This is a genomic window from Nocardiopsis sp. NRRL B-16309 (assembly GCF_001279585.1).
In the GTDB taxonomy this organism is placed as follows: Bacteria; Actinomycetota; Actinomycetes; order Streptosporangiales; family Streptosporangiaceae; genus Nocardiopsis.
The window spans coordinates 71,934-91,872 of record NZ_LGEC01000072.1; the positions used below are offsets into that span (position 1 = coordinate 71,934).

Below are 19,939 nucleotides of genomic sequence, written 5' to 3' on the forward strand. Positions count from 1 at the left end.
GGCGGAAGGTGACCGGTGGAGGCGGAGTTCGGGGTTCTGGGGCCGGTCGCGGCCTGGGACGGCACCGGAGAGCCCGTGGCGCTCAAGGGGCCGCGCCACCGCGCGGTCCTGGCCCGGCTCGTGCTGGCGCGCCGCCGGGTGGTGCCCGTCGACCGCCTCGTCGACGACCTGTGGGACGACCCGCCCCCGGGCGCGGTCGGGGCGGTGCGCACCTTCGTGGCGGCCCTGCGACGCGCGCTGGAGCCGGGGCGGCCACCGCGCGCGCCCGCCCGGCTGCTCGTCACCGAGGGGCCCGGCTACGCCCTGCGCACCGGGTGGGACACGGTGGACGCCTGGTGCTTCGAGCGGGAGGTGTCCGGCGCCGACGCGCTGCCCGCCCGGGTCCGGCTCGCACGGCTGCGCGCGGCCCTGGACCGGTGGCGCGGCCCCGCCTACGCCGACTTCGCCGACGAGCCCTGGACCCGGAGCGAGCGCTCCCGCCTGGCGGAGCTGCGCCTGCACGCCGTCGAGGAGTACGCCCGGGCCCGGCTCGACCTGGGTCGGGCCGCCGAGGCCGTCGCCGACCTGGACGCGCACGCCGCCGAGCACCCCTGGCGCGAGGACGCCTGGCGTCTGCTCGCTCTGGCCCTGTACCGGTCCGGCCGCCAGGGCGACGCGCTGGCGGTGCTGCGCCGGGCGCGCACACTCCTGGTCGAACAGCTGGGTGTGGACCCGGGCCCGCGCCTGCGCCGCCTGGAACAGGACGTGCTCCACCACGCCGACCACCTGTCCCCCGAGCCCGTGTCAGGCGACGAACTCGGATCCGCGACCCGTGAACCCGGCGCTGGCGAGCAGTTCGCCCCCGATCCTGCGGCCGACGCCGTGCCCGGCTCTGGGCCCGCGACCGGCAACGTTCCCGGTTCCGAGCCCGCATACGGCGACGAGGCCGTACCCGTACCCGGTTCTGGGCCCGAGACCGGCGACGAACTCGGTTCCGCGACCGGCGACAGGACCACCCCCGAACCCGCGGCGGATGACGCGGCCGAGCACGTGTGGGCCAGGGCCAGCGCCGCCTTCGACCGCACCGTGGCCGCCGGGTCCCGCGCACGCCTGGAATCGACCGTGGGACTGCTGCGCGGGCTCGCGGTGACCGGCGCCGGAGGCCTGGAAGAGGCCCGCCGACAGCGCACCGCCGCCATCACGGCCGCCGAGGAGCTGGGCGACCCCGAACTGACCGCGCGCGTCATCGGCGCCTACGACGTGCCCGCGATCTGGACCCGCTCCGACGACCCCGCGCAGGCCGCACAGGTCGTGGCCGCCGCCGAGCGCGCACTGGCCGCGCTGCCCCCGCACGGCCACGAGGCGGTCCGCGCCCGACTGCTGGCCACGGTCGCCCTGGAGTCGCGCGGCACCGGTTCCGAACGCGCCCGCCGCGCCGCCCGCGACGCGGAGCGGATCGCCCGGCGGCTGGGCGACGCCGCCCTGCTGGCCTTCACGCTCAACGGCGTGTTCATGCAGAGCTTCGACCGCACCGGCCGGGCACCCGAGCGCGACGCCGTCGGCGCCGAGCTGGTCGAGCTGTCGGCCCGGCACGGCCTGGCCGACTTCGAGGTCCTGGGTCGCCTGGTCCGCCTCCAGGCGCGCTCCGCGCTGGGAGACCGGGCGGGCGCCGACGACGACGCGGCGGCCGTCGACCGCCTGGCCGTCCGGCACGAGCGACCGCTGGCCGGGGTCTTCACCCGGTGGTACCGGGCGATGTGCCTGGCCGACGACGACCGGGTGCCCTACGCCGCCGCCGAGGCCGCCTACCGGGAGGCCGCCGCGCACCTGGAGGGCTCGGGCATGCCGGGCCTGGCGGCAGGGCTGCCCGCCCTGGCCCTGCTGTGCCTGCGCGAGCGGCGCGGGCTGCCCGCACCGGCCGACGAAGCCGCCGACTGGGGCCCCTACGCGGCCTGGACCCGTCCGCTGGTGCTGCTGGCGCGGGACCGCGCGGCCGAGGCGGCCGCGGCGCTGCGCCGGGTTCCGGACCCGCCCGCGGACCTGCTGTCGGAGGCCCTGTGGAGCCTGACCGCCCGGGCGGCCCTGCGCCTGGACGACCGCGACACGATGCGGCGCGCCCGCCACGCGCTCGCCCCGGCGGCGGCGGAACGGGCGGGCGCGGGCAGCGGCCTCCTCACCCTGGGGCCGGTCGCCGACCACCTCGGCGCACTCGACACCGCCCTGGACCGCCACCGCTGAACCGGGCGGGCGGGACCGCGCCGACCGCGCCACCTGCCGGTCGCGGGCCCCGGTCCCGCCGTCCCGCCGATCCGCTCAGACGAGACCCTGGGCGAGCATGGCGCCCGCCACCCGCTCGAAGCCCGCCACGTTCGCGCCCAGCACGTAGTCGCCGGGCGACCCGTAGCGTTCGGCCGCCTCCTCGCAGCGGTCGTGGATACCGGCCATGACCTCCGCCAGCTCCTGCTCGGCGTGCTCGAAGGACCACGACGTGCGCCGCGCGTTCTGCCGCATCTCCAGCACGCTGGTGGCCACCCCGCCGGCATTGGCCGCCTTGCCCGGCCCGAACAGCACCTTGGCCTCCCGCAGGACCCGCACGGCCTCGGGCGTGGTGGGCATGTTCGCGCCCTCGGAGACCACCTTGACGCCGCCCCGGACCAGGGTCCGCGCCGCGTCGGCGTCCAGCTCGTTCTGGGTCGCCGAGGGCAGCGCGACCGTGCAGGGCACGTCCCACACGTTGCCGCCCTCCACGTAGCGGGCACCCGTGCGCCGCTCGGCGTAGGCGCTGATCCGCTCGCGCTCCACCTCCTTGACCTGCCGCAGCAGATCGAGGTCGATGCCGCGCTCGTCCACGACGTAGCCGCTGGAGTCGGAGCAGGCCACCACGGTCGCGCCCAGCTGGCGGGCCTTGTCCACCGAGTAGATCGCCACGTTGCCCGATCCCGACACCACCACGCGCTGGCCGTCCAGGCTCTGGCCCACGCGCTCCAGCATCCGCTGGGTGAACAGCACGTTCCCGTACCCGGTGGCCTCGGTCCGCACCCGTGAGCCGCCCCAGTCCAGGCCCTTGCCGGTGATGACGCCGGCCTCCCACCGGTTGGACAGGCGCCGGTACTGGCCAAACAGGTAGCCGATCTCCCGGCCCCCGACACCGATGTCGCCCGCGGGGACGTCGGTGTGCTCGCCCAGGTGGCGGTGGAGCTCGGTCATGAAGGACTGGCAGAACCGCTCCACCTCGGTGTCCGAGCGCCCCTTGGGATCGAAGTCGCTGCCGCCCTTGCCGCCGCCGATGCTCATACCGGTGAGGGCGTTCTTGAAGATCTGCTCGAACCCGAGGAACTTCACCACGCCCAGGTTGACGCTGGGGTGGAAGCGCAGACCGCCCTTGAAGGGGCCCAGCGCGCTGTTGAACTCCACCCGGAAACCCCGGTTGACGTGCACGTGCCCCTGGTCGTCACGCCACGGGACGCGGAAGACGATCTGGCGCTCGGGCTCGCACAGGCGCTCCAGGATCCGCTCGCGGGCGTACTCGGGGTGCCGGGACAGGGCCGGGGAGAGGCTGTCCAGGACCTCCAGCACCGCCTGCTGGAACTCGGGCTCGTCCGGGTTGCGTCGCGCCACGTGCTCGAAGGCCGAACGCACTCCCGGATGGTGGTTGTCGAGAGCGGACTCGTTGGCAGCGGACATACGTGAAGGGTCCTTTCGGAGCCGTCGTCCCGGCCGGACAGGCCGCGACGACGGCGTGCGGTGGCGTGCGGTCGTGTCCCCGAGGGGGACGAAGTATGTTTCGTCGACGTTACACGCCCGGGTCGCTCCGCCTCTGGGCGGAGGCCCCCACCTTCGGCTTCCACGCCGCACGCCCGGCGGCTCCCGCCGACCGGAGCCGCCGGTTCGGAGCTGCCCCACCTCCAGCCGCCAGGACGTCGGCGGTGTTCGAACGCCCCGACGCGGTCCCGGGCCCGACCCGGATCCGTCCCGGCCGCGCCTCAGCTCTCCTGCGGGTCCGTGCCCGCGGTGCCGGCCGCCGACACGAGCCCGGGTTCAGCGTCCCGCGGCTCCCCACCGGTCCCGGTCGGCGCGGGCCCCGAGGGCACCGCCGTCTGGGTGATGAAGGCGCCCGCCACGATGACGACCGCGCCCACGACCTGCACGGTGCTCAGCGCCTCGCCCAACAGCACCCACGCCAGGACGATCGCGGTCACCACCTCCAGGTAGGCCACGCCCCCGGCGACCTGCGGGGAGAGCCGGCGCACCGCTCCCACCCCGGCGAAGTAGGCCAGCGCCGTGCACACCAGCGCCAACCACAGCGCGATCGCCCAGCCGGGCACCTGCGCTCCGCCGAGCGGTAGCGGCTCGGCCAGCGTCCCCCACGGGACCGTCCACGGGCGCGCGAGGACGGCGAGCAGCGCGGCCGCCACCATCGACCCGATGGCGATCACGGCCAGCGGGTCCGCGTCCTCGCCCGTGGCGTCCGACAGCAGGAAGAACCCCACCTGCGCCGCCGCCGCGCCCAGCGCGAGCGCCACACCGACGGGGTCCAGGCTCATCCCCGACCAGACCTCCAGCAGCAGGCCGAGCCCGGCCACCGCCAGGACCACGCCCACCGCCGCGGCCGGGGCCACCCGGGTCCGGCGCACGAGGCGGAACCACACCAGCAGCAGGACGGGGCCGAGGAACTCGATCAGCAGCGCGATGCCCACCGGGATCCGGTCCACGGCCGCGAAGTACAGGGCCTGGACCCCGGCCATCGGGAAGACTCCGTAGGCCACGACGAGCAGTGGCCGCCGCACCAGCACCCGCCAGTGCAGGAGCGCCACCGGGGACAGCAGCAGCGCGGCTCCGGCCAGGCGCAGCCAGGTGACCTGGAGGGGGTCCATTCCGGCGTCCAGCAGCGGGCGGGCGGCCACCCCGGCCCCGCCGAAGAACAGGGCCGCGGCCAGCGCGAACGCCAGCCCCGAGGCGCGGTGACGCACGGGCTCCACGGACACGCCGACCTCCGGAGTCGAGAGGGGATGATCGGACCAGATCATACGGCCGGGCGGTGACCTTCCCGCCCGTCGCCCGCCATCGCCCCACGGCGCTTCGCGAGGGGGGCTTCCACCCTCAACCGAGAGCCTTCGGCTCCAGCTCTTCCCACCCGTCGCCCGCCATCGCCCCACGGCGCTTCGCGCGAAGTGGGGGCTTCCACCGCCCCACGGCGCTTCGCGCGAAGTGGGGGCTTCCACCCTCAACCGAGAGCCTTCGGCTCCAGCTCCTCCCGCCCGTCGCCCACCATCGCCCCACGGCGCTTCGCGCGAAGTGGGGGCTTCCACCCTCAACCGAGAGCCTTCGGCCCCGACCCCTCCCGCCCACCATCGCCCCCTGCCTGGCGGACCGGGCGAAAGGCTCAGGACTCCCGGCGGGCCAGCGCCACCAGGTAGCGGCACGCGCGTCCGGAGGTGTTGCGGTACACGCACGGGACCGGCGCGCCGATCTGCAGGCAGTCCCCCGGGCCGAGCTCGTGGAGGTGGTCCCCCTCCTGGAACGCCAGCTCGCCCTCCAGCACCCAGATCTGGTGGTGCAGGTGGCGGTAGGAGTCGGCCGGATAGGAGACCTCCGCGCCCGGCGGGAGTTCGACCTCCACCAGCTCCAGCGGCCCGCCCGCGGTGGGCGTCACCGCGCGGCGCCGGTAGCCGGTCAGGGGGTCGGTCCACACCGGCTGCTCCGAGCGGCGCGCCAGCCGCCGCTCCCCCTGCTCGGCCCGGGCCACCAGCTCCGACAGGCTCATGCCCAGCGCCGCCGACAGCCGTCCGAGCAGTTGCGCGGTCGGCTGCGTCTCGCCGCGCTCGACCCTGCTGATCATCGCCCGCGAGACCCCCGAGCGTTCGGCCAGGGCGGCGCCGGACAGGCCGCGCGAGCTGCGCAGGTCCCGCAGGGTGGTGGCCAGGGCTGAACCCAGTGCATCGCTCATGCGTTGACTATAGTGCACACAAACATCCACTATGGTGAACACATGGACACCCCACTCACCACGGCCCACGTGCGCGACGCGACCGCGGCCGACGCGCGGGCGTGCGCGGCGATCTACGCCCCCTACGTCACCGACACCTCGATCACCTTCGAGTACGAGCCGCCCACCGTCCAGGAGATGGCCCGGCGCATCGCCGACTCCCAGCGCAGGCACGCCTGGCTCGTCCTGGAGGAGGAGGGCCGTGTGGTGGGCTACGCCTACGGGTCCCCCTTCCGCGCCCGCGCCGCCTACCAGTGGTCCTGCGAGGTCAGCGTCTACCTCGAACGGGGCCGGCGCCGCACGGGCGCGGGCCGAGCCCTCTACGGCGCCCTGCTCCCCCGGCTGGCCGAACGCGGCATGCACACCGCCCTGGCCGGCATGACCCTGCCCAACGACGCCAGCCAGGGCCTGCACCGCGCCCTGGGCTTCGAACCGGTCGGCGTCCTGCGCGAGATCGGCCACAAGGACGGCGCCTGGCGCGACGTGGCCTGGGCCCAGCTCTCCCTGACCGCCGACTCCGTGCCGGCGCACGCGTGAGCCCCGGCCACCGCGCACACGAAGGGCCCGGCGGGAGCTGAGCGCTTCCCATCGCCGGGCCCGTCGTGTGAGGGGGTCAGCCGCCCTGCGTGGCGGCCTCCACCTCGGAGGTGAACTGCGCGGCGGCCTCCTCAGGCGTCAGGTTGCCGAAGCTCATCTCCTCCGAGGCCCGCTTGACGATGTTCACGACCTCGCCGGCCCCGATCGGCGGCGGCGGGTTGCCGTCCTCGATGGTGCCCTCGATGTCGGACAGGAACACCGCGCTGCGCGCGTCGGCCTCGGGCAGCTGGCTGACGATGTGCCCGCGCACGTCGATGTTGGCGGGCAGGCCGCGGTCGGCCAGGATCAGCTCGGCCGCCTCGTTGCTGTTGACGAGGAAGTCCACGAACCGGGCCGCCTCCTCCGGGTGCTCGGACTCGGCCGAGACGGAGTAGAACATGGCCGGCTTGAAGAACATGCCGCTGCGGTCCTCGGTCGTCTCACCGGGGTAGCGCAGCAGCTCGATCTCGTGACCGGAGGTGTCGGTCTGCTGGCCGAGCTGGTTGGTCCAGAAGTGTGCCATCGCGCCGGAGTTGGCGGCCAGCACCGACCCGTCGGGGCCCAGTGCCTCGATCTCCACACTCTCGGACGCGGTGGGCTGACCGCCCTCCTCCTGGAGCCTGTCGATGAGCCCGTACCACTCGGCCAGCGTCTCCTCCGAGTAGCCGAGGGTGCCGTCCTCGTTGTAGAGGTTCTCGCCCTTCTGGCGGGCGAAGATCTGGAAGCCGGCCTCGTTGAAGGCCATGCTCTGGGTGCCGACGATCTCGCCGTCGGTGGCCTCGGAGATCTCGATCGCCAGGTCGACGTAGTCGTCCCAGCTCCAGGACTCGTCGTCGGGCAGTTCCACGCCCGCTTCCTCGAACGCGTCCACGTCGGCCATGATCGTGTACGCGTTCACGCCGGTGGCCACACCGTAGGTCTCGCCGTTCATGTCGCCGCTCTCGGCGACCAGCGGGTCGATCTTCGACAGGTCGAGCGACTCGAACTGGCTCAGGTCGGCCAGGGCTCCGCGGTCACCGTACTCGCGCAGGTAGCGCTCCTCCTGCGTCATGATGTCCGGAGCGTCGCCGGCCGCGGTGCTGGTGGCCAGCCGGTCCCAGTAGGAACCCCAGTCGGTGTAGTCGCCCACGATGCGGATGTCGGGGTTGGCGGCCTCGAACTCCTCGATGACCTGCTGGGTGACCGCGTGGCGGTCGTCCGCGCCCCACCAGGAGAAGCGCAGTTCGACCACGCCGTCCTCGGATCCGGAGTCCGCGCCGCAGGCGCTGGCGGCCATGACCACGGCGCCGACGCCGGCCGCGATCTTGAGCAGGGAGCTGCGCCGTAGGCGCCTGTCAGAGTTGAGGTCGCGGGCCCGGGGGCGCCCGCTGCCAGGGTTTGCACGCATTGTCGTATGTCCCTTCGACTATTTGATACCGGTGGTGGCGATGCCCTTGACCAGGTACTTCTGTCCGGCGAGGAAGAAGCCGAACACAGGTCCGAGGGCGATCACCGACATGGCGAACAGCGGACCCCAGGACGTCTGGGAGCTGGAGTCCACGAAGGTGCGCAGCGCGACGGGCACGGTGTACATGTCCGGGCTGGTGAGGAAGATCAGCTGGCTGAAGAAGTCGTTCCAGGTCCAGATGAAGGTGAAGATCGCCGTGGTGGCCAGGGCCGGCAGCGACAGCGGCATGATGATCTGGAAGAAGATCCGCACGTGGCCGCAGCCGTCGATGCGCGCGGCCTCGTCCAGGTCCTTGGGCAGGCCGCGGATGAACTGGACCATCAGGAAGATGAAGAAGCCGTCGGTGGCCAGGAGCTTGGGCACGATCAGCGGCAGGAAGGTGTTGATCCAGCCGATCTCGGCGAACATGATGTACTGCGGCACGATCACGACGTGGATCGGCAGCATGATGGTCGCCAGCATGATGGCGAAGAAGAGCCGCTTGCCCCGGAACTCCAGGCGGGCGAAGGCGTAGGCCGCCATCGAGCATCCGATGAGGTTGCCGATGATCGCGCCGACCACCACGATCGCCGAGTTGAGCAGGTAGTGGTGGAACGGGAACTGCAGCGCCGTCCAACCCTCGGTGTAGTTGCTCGGGTGGAAGGTCTCGGGGATCAGGCCGGGGGCCCGGAAGATCTCCTCGGTCGGCTTGAAGGAACTGGCGAGCATCCACAGCAGCGGGTAGAGCATGATGAGCCCGAACCCGATCAGCCCGATGTGGACGATCAGCCGTCGTGTGCGTGCGGCCCGGGAGCGCTCCTGCGTGGTCGCGGGGGCCGTCGTCTTAGTCGCCATAGAAGACCCAGTACTTGGACGCGAGGAAGTTCACCGCGGTGAACCCTCCGATGATCATGAGCAGCAGCCAGGCCATCGCCGAGGCGTAACCCATCTCGAAGGAGCCGAAGCCGCGTTGGTAGAGGTAGAGCGTGTAGAACATCGTGGAGTCGGAGGGACCGCCGGTACCGCCGCTGACGATGAAGGCCTGCGTGAACGTCTGGAACGCGTTGATGATCTGCAGGACCAGGTTGAAGAAGATGATCGGCGTGAGCAGCGGGACCGTGATGTGCCAGAACTTGTGCAGCGGGCCGGCGCCGTCGACCGAGGCGGCCTCGTAGTACATGCGCGGGATCTGGCGCAGGCCGGCCAGGAAGATGACCATGGGCGCGCCGAAGGTCCACACGTTGAGCACGATCAGGGTGCCCAGGGCGTAGTCGGGGTGGGAGACCCAGCCCTCGCCCTGGATGCCGAAGAAGCCCAGGACCTGGTTGATCAGGCCGTTGGCGCCGAAGACCTGGCGCCAGAGAATGGCGATCGCGACGCTGCCGCCCAGCAGTGAGGGCAGGTAGTAGACCGACCTGTACAGCGGCAGCCCGCGGACTCCCCGGTCCAGGACCATCGCCAGGGCCAGCGCGAGCACCAGCTGGAGCGGCACCGACACGAACACGTAGGTGAAGGTGACCCGCAGGGAGTTGTGCAGCCGCTCGTCCTCGAGCATGCGGCTGTAGTTCTCCAGACCGACCCAGCTGTGGTCGCCGATGAGGTTGTAGTCGGTGAAGGAGAAGTACAGGGAGGCCAGCAGGGGGCCCGCGGTGATGAAGAGCAGTCCGACGAACCACGGGGCCAGGAAGCCGTACGCCGCGAGGTTCTCGCGCTGCTTGGCGCCCTGGTTGCGGGCGCGGGTCCTGGTCCTGGCGGCGGGCGCGGCCGCGACGGGGTCCGCCTTGGGCCTGCGCTGGAGCAGCGCGCTCACGGCGTTCCACCACCCCGGAGGGCGGCCGCCGCGGTGGCGGCGAGCACGTTCGGGCCTGGTTTCATGACTGGAGACCGCCAATCTCGCTGGAGGGACACGGTGAAGTGCGTGGAACGTGTCCGAGAACACGGGCCGGATCAGCGACGACCGACTTGGTAAGCGCTATCCACGTACTAGGATGTTCAGTTTCTAGCACCGGGTTTCATGGGTGTCAACGACTCGTTTCCCCCTGAACGCCATCTACACCCCGGATCGTTACAGGGGCGGCGGCGCTTTCCCCGCGGAAAACCCGATGAATACGAGCCATCCGCGTCGATTCCTCACGTGAGCGTCACTGTGTGAAACTCTATGAACACACTGGGGTAATTGACGATCAGGTGACGACCCTCCCCGTCTCGGCGGGGGTCCTCTTGTCCTGATGGCAGGAAAGCGTTTACCATGTCGATTGTGAACGACACCACTCTACGCAGGTACGCCATCGTCGGAACCGGGTCGCGCGCCCGGATGTACACCTGGGCCCTCACGAGCACCCATCGTGACCAGGGAAGACTTGTCGCGTTGTGCGACACCAACAGCACGCGGATGGCCGTCCACAACCGCATCGTCACCGACGCCGGACTCGACCCGGTGCCCACCTACGCCGCCGAGGACTTCTCCCGCATGCTGCGGGAGGAGCGCGTGGACGAGGTCATCGTGTGCACGGTCGACCGCACCCACGCCGACTACGTCGTGGCCGCCCTGGACGCCGGCGTCGACGCGATCACCGAGAAGCCCATGACCGCCGACCTGGACGGCCTGCGCCGCATCAACGAGGCCCAGGCCCGCACCGGCCGCCGCGTCACGGTGGGCTTCAACTACCGCTACAACCCCGTCCACCGCCAGGTCCGCGACCTGCTGGCCTCCGGAGCCATCGGCGAGATCGGCTCGGTCCACTTCGAGTGGCTGCTGGACCTGCGCCACGGCGCCGACTACTTCCGCCGCTGGCACCGCGACAAGTCCCAGTCCGGCGGTCTGCTCGTGCACAAGGCCAGCCACCACTTCGACCTCGTCAACTGGTGGATCGGCGCCGCCCCCACCCAGGTCTTCGCCCAGGGCGGGCTGTTCTTCTACGGGCCCGACAACGCCCGCCGCCACGGCCTGGGCGCCCAGTACGAGCGCGGCCACCAGGCCCCCGCCGCGCAGAGCGACCCCTTCGCCCTGCACATGAGCGACAGCCCCGACCTGACCGCGCTCTACCTGGAGGCCGAACACGAGGACGGCTACCGGCGCGACCTCAACGTCTTCGGGCCGGGTATCACCATCGAGGACGACATGTCGGTGCTGGTGGGCTACGACACCGGCGCGCGGCTGAGCTACCACCTGGTCGCCTACGCGCCCTGGGAGGGCTACCGCATCTCCTTCACCGGCAGCCGCGGCCGCCTGGAACTGGACATGACCGAGTTCGAGTACACCTCGCCCGAGCAGGACGAGAACACACCCGTGCGCGGCATGCCCGCCCCCAAGGACCACTCCCAGGCCCGCCTGTGGCTGCGCCGCCACTGGCAGCCGCCCGAGGAGATCCCCGCCGCCGTCGGCGAGGGCCCCCACGGCGGAGGCGACCAGGTCATGCTCGACTCCCTGTTCTCCGGAGCCGACGACGGCGTCCGCCCCGACCACGCCGACGGCGGCAACGCCCTGCTCACCGGACTGGCCGCCAACGCCTCCATCGCCTCGGGCGCCCCCGTCACCGTCGCCGACCTGCTCAAGGACCAGGCATGAGCACCCCGGCCCCCGTGCCCGTCCTCCTGGTCGGACTGCACGGCCACGGCCGCCACCACCTGCGCGCCCTGCGCGCCCCGGTGGCGGCCGGGCTGGTCCGCCTGGCCGGCGTGTGCGACCAGCGCCCGCCCGAGCCCGGCGACGACCTGGAGGGGCACGGCCCCCTCCCCTTCCACGCCGACCTGGGCGAGGCCATCGACGCCACCGGCGCCGAGATCACCCTCCTGGTCACCCCCATCCACACCCACCTGCCCCTGGCGCGCGTGGCCCTGGAGCACGGCTCCCACGTCCTGCTGGAGAAGCCCACCACCGCGACCCTGGCCGAGTTCGAGGAACTCACCGGGATCGCCGAGCGCTCGGGGCTGGCCTGCCAGATCGGCTTCCAGAGCCTGGGCTCCCAGGCGGTGGCCCAGGTGCGGCGGATGATCGCCGAGGGCACCGTCGGCCGGCTGCGCGGCATCGGCGGACAGGGCACCTGGGTGCGCACCTCCGCCTACTACGACCGCGCGCCCTGGGCCGGCCGCCGCCGCCTCGCGGGCCGCGACGTGGTCGACGGCGCCCTGACCAACCCCTTCGCGCACGCCGTCGCCACCGCCCTGGCCGTGGCCGACGCCGGGGAACAGGCGCCGCGCAGCGTGGAACTGGACCTGTTCCACGCCCATCCCATCGAGAGCGACGACACCTCCTGCCTGCGCCTGCGCACGGCGGAGGGCACCACGATCACGGTGGCCGTCACCCTGTGCGCCGCGCACAGCGAGCCCCCGCGCCTGATCGTGCACGGCGACCTGGGCCGGATCGACCTGGACTACACCCTGGACCGCGTCACCGTGCACCGCCCGGGCCGGGCACCGGAGACCACCACCCACTCCCGCACCCCGCTGCTGGAGAACCTGGTCGACCACCTGCGCACGGGAGCGCCGCTGCTCGTGCCGCCCGCCGCCACCCGTGCGTTCATGCACGTCCTGGAGGCGGTCCGCACCGCCCCGGACCCGGCCCCGCTGCCCGGCGACCACGTGGAGGTGACCCGCACCCCTGAGGGCACCCGCCGGATCATCGACGGCATCGACGCCCTCGTCCACCGCAGCTCCCAGACCCTGTCCCTGTTCAGCGAACTCGAGCCCGCCCGCTACCCCGCCCAACGGTCGGAGCCGGCCGCCGGGTCCTGAACCCGCGGCCACCCGGAGGAACCACAGCCCCATGAGCACCGTCGACCTCGTACTCGGCAGCACCGTCCTGGCCAGCCGCCAGGACGGCACCGACATCGAACCCGTCCTGTCCCCCCGCCCCTACCTGCACCCGGTCCGCACCAAGTCCGGCACCGTGGTCACCGAGGAGCGCCCCGCCGACCACCTGCACCACTTCGGTGTGAGCGTGGCCGTGCCCGACGTGTCCGGCACCAGCTTCTGGGGCGGGCGCACCTTCACCCCCGACCGCGGGTCGGTCCTGCTCGACAACCACGGCCGACAGGAACACGTGTCGTGGACGGCCCGCGAGGACGACCACCACGTCGAGGTCCTGTCCTGGACCGACCCCGGGGGCGCCGAACTGCTGCGCGAGGAGCGCACCACACGCGCGCGCGACCTGGACGGGCACACCTGGGTGCTGGAGGTGTCGGTGCGCCTGCGCAACACCTCCGGCCGCGACCTGAGCGTGGGCAGCCCCGCCACCAACGGCCGCCCCGGCGCCGGATACGGCGGCCTGTTCTGGCGCGCGCCCCACGCGCCGGCCCCGCCCGTGTGCACCGGACCCGACGGACTGGAGGGAGAACAGGCCCTGCACGGGTCCCGCGCACCGTGGCTCGCCCTGTCCGGGACCGCCGACGGAGCACCCTGGACCCTCCTCTTCCTCCAGACGGGCCCCGACACCGACCCCTGGTTCCTGCGGGCGCGGGAGTACCCCGGTGTCGGCCCCGCCCTGGCCTGGGACACCCGGCTGCCCCTGCCCGCGGGCGCCGAACTGCGCCGCGGCCTGCGGACCGCCGTCCACGACGGCCACGCCGCCGACCCCGCCGCCCTGGCCGCGGCCGCCCGCTCCCTGGCCTGAGCACCGCAGGACGCCCACCACATCCACCAGCACCAGAAGGACGACTCCTATGCGCGTTCTCGTCACCGGCGGCTCGGGAAGGCTCGGCCGCAGTGTCGTGGCCACCCTCACCGAGCGCGGCCACACCGTCACCTCCGTGGACACCGCCCCGCCGCCGCCCGGCACCGAGGTGATGACCGCGGACCTGCTCGTGGCGGCCGAACGAGAGGACGTCTTCGCCCGCGCCCGTCCCGAGGCCGTCGTCCACCTGGCCGGTATCGCCGTCCCCTTCGCCAGCCCCGACCTGGACACCCTCAGCGTCAACGCCCGGCTGGCCTGGGCGGTGCTCTCCTCAGCCGAGGCCCACGGCGCCCGCTCGGCGGTGGCCGCCTCCAGCCCGACGGTCTACGGGTACAACACCCCCTCGTGGCGGCCCGACTACCTGCCCCTGGACGAGGAGCACCCGGTCAGGCCCTGGCACGCCTACGGGCTGAGCAAGGCCTTCATCGAGCAGACCGTGGCGGCCCTGGCCCGTACCGCCCAGGCCTGCACGATGACGTGCCTGCGCCCCGGCTACGTCGTGGCACCGGAGGAGTGGGAGGGCGCGGTCACCCAGCAGGGCCACACCATCGCCGAGCGCCTGGCCGACCCCGCCCTGGCGGCCGCCTCCCTGTTCAACTACGTCGACGCCCGCGACGCCGGGGAGCTGTTCGCGCTGGTGATCGAGAACCCCGACCGGGTCACCGGCGGCCAGGTGTTCAACGCCATGGCCGCCGACCCCCTGGCCCCGGGCCCGGTGGACGCCCTGCTGCCGAAGTACCACCCCGCCACGGCCGAGCACGCCGCCGCGCTGGCCGGCGGCGGGGCCGTCTTCAGCTCGCGGGCCGCCCGCGAGGCACTGGGGTGGAACCCCTCCCGCACCTGGCGCGAGCAGGTGCCCGCCCACGTCCTGGACGCACTCGAACGCCGCTGACCGCGCGCACGCTCCGCTACGCTAGAGAGGAAAGAGTTTTCCAGTGGCGCGCAGCAGGAGAGGAAGCGGCGTGAACTCCGGTTACGTGACGTTGGAGCAGGTCGCCGAACACGCCGGGGTGTCCCTGGCCACGGCTTCGAGGGTCATCAACGGCAGTACCCGCCAGGTGAGCCAGAAGCTCCGGGACAAGGTGACGGCCAGCGCCCAGGAACTGGGCTACCTGGCCAACGCCTCCGCCCAGACGCTGGCCCGCAACAGCAGTTCGCTGGTCGGGCTGATCGTCCACGACATCGCCGACCCCTACTTCTCCTCGATCGCGGCCGGCGTCACCCGGCAGACCGAGGCGCAGGGACTGGTCCTGGTCCTGGGCACCACCAGCCACGCCCCGCAGAACGAGGGCCGCATCCTGGCCACCCTGCGCGCCCACCGGGCGCGCGCGGTGGTGCTGGTGGGTTCGCGCTCCACCGACGAGGAGAGCAACCGGCGCCTGGCCGAGGAGATCACCATGTTCCGCCGCCAGGGCGGCCGGGTGGCGTGCGTGTCCCAGGAGGGCCTGCCCGCCGACACCGTCACCCCCGACAACCACACCGGGTCGGCCGACCTGGCACGGCACCTCATCGCCCAGGGCCACCGGGAGTTCGCGATCCTGGCCGGGCCCACCGACCTGCAGACCGCCCGCGAGCGGTTGGACGGGTTCCACTCCGCGCTCTCGGGCGCCGGGCTGGAACTGGCCCACCACAACGTGGTGCACGGGGCCTTCACCCGGGACGGCGGTTATGAGTCCACCCGCAGGCTGATGGCGGTGGGCACCGACGCCACCTGCCTGTTCGCGGTCAACGACGTCATGGCCACCGGCGCGATGGCGGCCCTGCGCGACCTGGGCATGCGGGTGCCCCAGGATCTGTCGGTGGCCGGGTTCGACGACATCCCCACCCTGCGCGACCTGACCCCGGCCCTGACCACCGTCCGCCTGCCCCTGGAGGAGATGGGCGAGATGGCCGCGCAGCTGGCGCTGGACGGCGAGCCCGCCGAACAGCCGCGCGTGGTGACGGTCAAGGGCGAGGTCGTCGAGCGCGAGAGCACGGGCCCGGCCAAGACCGGCTGATCCCGACCAGGCTCACGGCCCCTGGTGCGTGCGCGCGCCCGGGGCCGTGCCGTGTCCGGACTGCGCCCGGCGCGGGCGCCCGTCCCGGCATCGGGCGCGCACCACCGCGGCGCCCGCCCATGAGAGCGCGATGACCCCCGCGATCACCAGGCGCGAGGTCAGCAGGTGCTCCGGCGGATAGAGGGTCCCGGTGATGTGGAAGTCGATGAAGCCCGACTCCATCACCGTGCGCCCGGTCGCCGCCCGCGACCAGTTCTCGACCTCGGTCAGCACGCACGGCCAGTCGACGATGACGATGCCCAGCGCGTAGGCGGCGGTGCCCACGTGCGGCCACAGCGCACGCGGCCACCGCCAGGCCAGGAAGCCCCCGAGGACGACGTAGCCGAAGAACGCGAAGTGCAGGACCATCGCCGTGTGGCCGATGAGGAGGTGGGTCATGCCCCGAACCTAGGCTCCGCGCCCTGGCCGCACATGCGCACGGCGACCCAGAAGCCGCTGAGTACCCGTACTCAGTCGACCCGGGCCCCCTCCTCGGCGAGGGTGCGGAAGAAGTCCCGCACGTCCCCGGCGAGCAGGCCGGGCACCTCCATCGCGGCGAAGTGGCCGCCGCGCTCGAACTCCGACCAGTGCCGGATGTCGTAGAGCCGCTCGGCCAGGGGACGCACCGCCTGGGTGATGTCGTGCGCGAACACGGCGACGCCGAGCGGTACCGGGCAGGGCTCGGTGCGCCGGGGGGCGTCGTGGTGCAGCCGTGCGGAGGAGGCCGCGGTGGCGGTCAGCCAGTACAGCGCGACGTCGGTGAGGATCCGCTCGTCGTCGACCGGCGTGCGCGGGTCGGTCCACTGGGCGAAGCGCTCGGCGATCCAGGCCAGCTGGCCGACCGGCGAGTCCGTCAGCGCGTAGCCGATGGTCTGCGGGGTGGCGGCCTGCAGCGCCTGGTAGGGCGGCCGGTTGGCCATCAGGTGCCTGACCCTGTCCAGCCGGGCCTGGTCGGTCTCGGTCAGGGCGACGCCGGCGTCCGGGTCGGGCCGGGTCGGCAGGTAGTTGACGTGCACGCCCACGACCCGCTCGGGCGCCACCGCGCCGAGCGCCGTGGACACGCCCGAGCCGAAGTCGCCGCCTTGGGCGCCGTAGCGCTCGTAGCCGAGCCGGTCCATCAGTTCGGCCCAGGCCCGCGCGATGCGGACGATGTCCCAGCCGCGCTCGTGTGTGGGTCCGGAGAACCCGAAGCCGGGCAGGGAGGGGATCACGAGGTGGAAGTCGCGCGAGAGCGGCTCGATGACGTCGAGGAACTCCAGGAACGAGCCGGGCCAGCCGTGGGTGAGCACCAGCGCGAGCGCGTCCGGGTTCGGGGAGCGCACGTGGACGAAGTGGATGTTCTGTCCGTCGATCTCGGTGGTGAAGTGCGGCAGCGCGTTGAGCCGGGCCTCGTGGGCGCGCCAGTCGTAGCGGGTGCGCCAGTGCTCGGCCAGCTCCTTGAGTCTGGCCAGCGGGAAGCCGTAGTCCCACCCGGCGCCCGCCACCTCGTTGGGCCAGCGGGTGCGGGAGAGGCGGTCGGCCAGGTCGTCGAGGTCGGCCTGGGGGACGGCGATGCGGAACGGCGTGGTCATGGTCCCAACTCCCGGAGTTCGTTTGGAGCCTGAATGTTCGTGTCACTAACGTTTACCGAGCAAACGATAACACGACCGTTGGGCGCCCCAACGATTCGCTAGACTCCCACCCATGCAGAACCCGCCGCAGACACCGCCCGAGCACCCCGCCGCCCGATGGGAGCGCACCCCCAGCTGGCTGCTCAACCAGACCGCCCACCACGCACAGCGCCTGGTGGCCGACGGGTTCTCCTCCCTGAACGCACGCGGCTACCACTACCGCCTGCTCGCCACGCTGCACGACTCCGGACCGGCCAGCCAGGCCGAACTGGGCCGCCGCAGCGGCATCCACGTCAGCGACATGGTCGCCACGGTCAACGAACTCACCGAGGCCGCCCTCGTCGAGCGCACCCCCGACCCCGCCGACCGGCGGCGCAACATCATCTCCCTGACCACCGAGGGCCAACACCGGCTGCGACGGCTCGAAGAGCAACTGGCCGCGACCCAGGACACCCTCCTGGCCCCCCTCTCCCCCGACGAACGCGCCCACCTGACCGACCTGCTCGCCACCGTCCTGGACCACCACGAACAGCACACCCGCACCCGCCCGCCCCACTGACCGGCCCCACCCCGGTACGGCAACCAAGCACCCCGCCCCACGGAAACGGGGCGCCCCCACCAGGAGGACGCCCCGCACCACCGGCCGCACCACCAGTGCTAGGGGAAGTGGTCGGCGACCGGCGTGAGCGTGTCGGCGAACACCAGGCCGTGGCCGGGCCCGGTGTCGGCCCGCACCCGCCCCCGGTCGAACTCCACCCCGCTGGGGCGGGCCAACGCACCCAGCTCGGCGAAGGACGCGCGATCGATCTCCTCGACCATCGCCACCCGGGGCAGGCACAGCGCCAACTGACCCGACAGCTCCGGCAACAGGTGCGGAGCCACCGGCACGCCCCGGCGCGCCATCGACTCCGCGATCCGCAGGAACGGCGTGATCCCCCCGACCCGCACCACGTTGGGCTGGGCCACGTCCACCACCCCCAGCTCCACCGCCCGCTCGAACTCCTGGACCGTACGCAGGTTCTCACCGATCGCGAACGGCACCCCCGTACGCTCACGCAGCCGCGCGTGCGCCTCCAGATCCTGGGCCGGCAACGGCTCCTCGACGAAGAACGGATCGAAGTCCGCCAGCGCGCCCAGCGCCCGCGCCGCCCCCGGCACGTCCCAGCGCTGGTTGGCGTCCACCATCAACACGCCCTCGGGCCCCACCAGCTCCCGCACCGCGCCCACGCGCTCCACGTCACGCGACAGCTCCGCAGAACCCACCTTGATCTTGACCGCGGTGTGCCCGGCACCCACCCACCGGCGCACCTGGTCCTCCAGGTCCGCCAGCGGATAGTCCAGGTTCACCCCGCTGCCGTAGGCGGACACCGACTCGCGCCGGCGCCCCACCGCCTCGACCAGGCTCTCCCCCGCCGCGCGGGCCCGCAGGTCCCACAGGGCGATGTCGATCCCCGCCGCCGCCATCAGCGTCAGACCGCTCGTGCCCGCCTCCCGCAGGTGCCAGCACAGCTCGTCCCACAGCGCCGGATGGGCCTCGCGGCCCACCAGTGCCGCCGGACAGTCGTCGTTGACCAGCGCCTCCACCGCACGCGCACCGATCAGCGGCGTCCAGGCGAAACCCGTCCCCACCTGCCCGGTGTCGGTGTGCACCCGCACCACGACCAGGTCGTTGCGGTCCACACCCCCGTCCCAGGCACGGTGCAGCGGCAGCCGGTAGGCGCGGGCACCCACCCCGCTCACACGCACGCTCAGCCCTCCTTGACCAGTGACAGGCCGGTCTCGATGAGCCCGGCCAGAGCGGCCTCCTCCTCGGGGGTCGGGTCCACGAACGGGGCCCGCACCCCGCCCATGTCCACCCCCCGCAACCGCGCGCCCGCCTTGACCAGCGAGACCGCGTACCCCGGCACCCGGTCGCGCAGACGCACCAGCGGCTCGAAGAACTCGCGCGTGAGGGTCTCGGCCAACTCGTCACCCGCGTGCACCGCCGTGAAGAAGGCGTTGGCCACCTCCGGCACGAACGCGAACGCCGCCGAGGAGTAGAGCGGAACACCCACCGCGCTGTAGGCCGGCACGGTCAGCTCCGCCGTGGGCAGCCCGTTGAAGAACGTGAACTCCGCACCGCGCAGCGCACGCACGGCCAGCACGATCTGGCGCACGCGCCCCAGGTCGCCCGTCCCGTCCTTGATCCCCACCACGTTCGGGATCGCCGCCAGCTCGGCCGCGCTCTCGGGCGTGAACACCATCGACCCGCGCTGGTAGACGATCACCGGGATGTCCACCGCCGAGGTCACCGTACGCACGTACTCCACCAGGCCCCGCTGCGGGGCGCCCACCAGGTAGGGCGGCAGCAGCAGCACCGCGTCCGCCCCCAGCTCGCGGGCGGAGGCGGCCTGCTCGATCGCCGTGCCCACACTGCCGCCGGCCCCCGCCACCACCGGCACCCGCCCCGCGGTCACCTGGACCGACCGGCGCACCACGGCCGCGTGCTCGACGGCCGAGAGGGCGTGGACCTCCCCGGTCCCGCACGCCGCGAACACACCGCCCGCGCCGTGCCCGACCCCCGAGGCCACGTGCTCGGCCAGCACGTCCTCGTCGACCCGGCCCTCACCGTCGAAGGGCGTCAGGGGAAAGAACAGGATTCCGTCGAAGTTCATG

At 72.8% G+C, this 19,939-nt stretch carries 18 protein-coding genes; 8 read left to right on the top strand and 10 right to left on the bottom strand.

The window, feature by feature from the left end:
- Positions 1-15 precede the first annotated feature (15 nt).
- A complete protein-coding gene (locus tag ADL05_RS14025; RefSeq protein WP_053617391.1) occupies positions 16-2,217 on the top strand; it encodes a BTAD domain-containing putative transcriptional regulator in 2,202 nt (733 codons plus the stop codon).
- A 75-nt stretch (positions 2,218-2,292) separates the two neighbouring features.
- Here ADL05_RS14025 and gdhA read toward each other — a convergent pair whose 3' ends face one another.
- The 3 genes from gdhA to ADL05_RS14040 all read right to left on the bottom strand — a co-directional run bounded on the left by gdhA (position 2,293) and on the right by ADL05_RS14040 (position 5,926).
- A complete protein-coding gene (gene gdhA, locus ADL05_RS14030; RefSeq protein WP_053617392.1) occupies positions 2,293-3,663 on the bottom strand; it encodes an NADP-specific glutamate dehydrogenase in 1,371 nt (456 codons plus the stop codon).
- A 299-nt stretch (positions 3,664-3,962) separates the two neighbouring features.
- Positions 3,963-5,006, bottom strand: coding sequence for an EamA family transporter (locus ADL05_RS14035; protein ID WP_082376379.1), 1,044 nt, complete (start codon positions 5,004-5,006; stop codon positions 3,963-3,965).
- 356 nt (positions 5,007-5,362) lie between these two features.
- Positions 5,363-5,926, bottom strand: coding sequence for an XRE family transcriptional regulator (locus ADL05_RS14040; RefSeq protein WP_053617393.1), 564 nt, complete (start codon positions 5,924-5,926; stop codon positions 5,363-5,365).
- Positions 5,927-5,968: 42 nt separating this feature from the next.
- On the opposite strand from ADL05_RS14040, the gene ADL05_RS14045 reads away from it, so the two are divergent.
- Entirely contained in the window at positions 5,969-6,502 is a 534-nt protein-coding gene (locus tag ADL05_RS14045; RefSeq protein ID WP_053617394.1) for a GNAT family N-acetyltransferase, read from the top strand.
- Positions 6,503-6,578: 76 nt separating this feature from the next.
- On the opposite strand, the gene ADL05_RS14050 is transcribed toward ADL05_RS14045, so the two are convergent.
- The 3 genes from ADL05_RS14050 to ADL05_RS14060 are packed head-to-tail and all read right to left on the bottom strand — an operon-like array spanning position 6,579 to position 9,777.
- The gene (locus ADL05_RS14050; RefSeq protein ID WP_053617395.1) at positions 6,579-7,928 is read right to left on the bottom strand and encodes an ABC transporter substrate-binding protein; all 1,350 of its coding nucleotides are present in this window, start codon (positions 7,926-7,928) and stop codon (positions 6,579-6,581) included.
- Positions 7,929-7,946: 18 nt separating this feature from the next.
- A complete protein-coding gene (locus tag ADL05_RS14055) occupies positions 7,947-8,822 on the bottom strand; it encodes a carbohydrate ABC transporter permease (RefSeq protein ID WP_053617396.1) in 876 nt (291 codons plus the stop codon).
- Positions 8,812-9,777, bottom strand: coding sequence for a carbohydrate ABC transporter permease (locus ADL05_RS14060; protein WP_053617397.1), 966 nt, complete (start codon positions 9,775-9,777; stop codon positions 8,812-8,814). The genes ADL05_RS14055 and ADL05_RS14060 overlap by 11 nt, the downstream gene beginning before the upstream one ends.
- A 438-nt stretch (positions 9,778-10,215) precedes the next feature.
- Between ADL05_RS14060 and ADL05_RS14065 the strand changes: the two genes are divergently transcribed.
- The 5 genes from ADL05_RS14065 to ADL05_RS14085 all read left to right on the top strand — a co-directional run bounded on the left by ADL05_RS14065 (position 10,216) and on the right by ADL05_RS14085 (position 15,635).
- A complete protein-coding gene (locus ADL05_RS14065; protein WP_053617398.1) occupies positions 10,216-11,535 on the top strand; it encodes a Gfo/Idh/MocA family protein in 1,320 nt (439 codons plus the stop codon).
- The gene (locus tag ADL05_RS14070; RefSeq protein ID WP_053617399.1) at positions 11,532-12,701 is read left to right on the top strand and encodes a Gfo/Idh/MocA family protein; all 1,170 of its coding nucleotides are present in this window, start codon (positions 11,532-11,534) and stop codon (positions 12,699-12,701) included. Before ADL05_RS14065 ends, ADL05_RS14070 begins: the two co-directional genes overlap by 4 nt.
- A 31-nt stretch (positions 12,702-12,732) precedes the next feature.
- Positions 12,733-13,578: a PmoA family protein gene (locus ADL05_RS14075; RefSeq protein WP_053617400.1), complete on the top strand. Its 846-nt coding sequence runs from the start codon at positions 12,733-12,735 to the stop codon at positions 13,576-13,578.
- 49 nt (positions 13,579-13,627) lie between these two features.
- Positions 13,628-14,530: an NAD(P)-dependent oxidoreductase gene (locus tag ADL05_RS14080; protein ID WP_053617401.1), complete on the top strand. Its 903-nt coding sequence runs from the start codon at positions 13,628-13,630 to the stop codon at positions 14,528-14,530.
- A 70-nt stretch (positions 14,531-14,600) separates the two neighbouring features.
- Positions 14,601-15,635 carry a LacI family DNA-binding transcriptional regulator gene (locus ADL05_RS14085; protein ID WP_053617402.1) on the top strand — a complete coding sequence of 345 codons (1,035 nt, stop codon included), beginning with the start codon at positions 14,601-14,603 and terminating at the stop codon, positions 15,633-15,635.
- A gap of 12 nt (positions 15,636-15,647) precedes the next feature.
- On the opposite strand, the gene ADL05_RS14090 is transcribed toward ADL05_RS14085, so the two are convergent.
- Positions 15,648-16,073: a DUF2784 domain-containing protein gene (locus tag ADL05_RS14090; protein ID WP_053617403.1), complete on the bottom strand. Its 426-nt coding sequence runs from the start codon at positions 16,071-16,073 to the stop codon at positions 15,648-15,650.
- Between the two features lie 71 nt (positions 16,074-16,144).
- Complete coding sequence (locus ADL05_RS14095; RefSeq protein ID WP_053617404.1) at positions 16,145-17,245, bottom strand: epoxide hydrolase family protein; 1,101 nt, start codon at positions 17,243-17,245, stop codon at positions 16,145-16,147.
- Positions 17,246-17,357: 112 nt separating this feature from the next.
- Between ADL05_RS14095 and ADL05_RS14100 the strand changes: the two genes are divergently transcribed.
- The gene (locus ADL05_RS14100) at positions 17,358-17,843 is read left to right on the top strand and encodes a MarR family winged helix-turn-helix transcriptional regulator (RefSeq protein WP_053617405.1); all 486 of its coding nucleotides are present in this window, start codon (positions 17,358-17,360) and stop codon (positions 17,841-17,843) included.
- Between the two features lie 98 nt (positions 17,844-17,941).
- On the opposite strand, the gene ADL05_RS14105 is transcribed toward ADL05_RS14100, so the two are convergent.
- Positions 17,942-19,030 (bottom strand): mandelate racemase/muconate lactonizing enzyme family protein, encoded by a 1,089-nt coding sequence (locus ADL05_RS14105; RefSeq protein ID WP_053617406.1) that lies wholly within the window; start codon positions 19,028-19,030, stop codon positions 17,942-17,944.
- 2 nt (positions 19,031-19,032) lie between these two features.
- Positions 19,033-19,938: a 5-dehydro-4-deoxyglucarate dehydratase gene (locus ADL05_RS14110; protein WP_053617407.1), complete on the bottom strand. Its 906-nt coding sequence runs from the start codon at positions 19,936-19,938 to the stop codon at positions 19,033-19,035.
- Position 19,939: the final 1 nt, after the last annotated feature.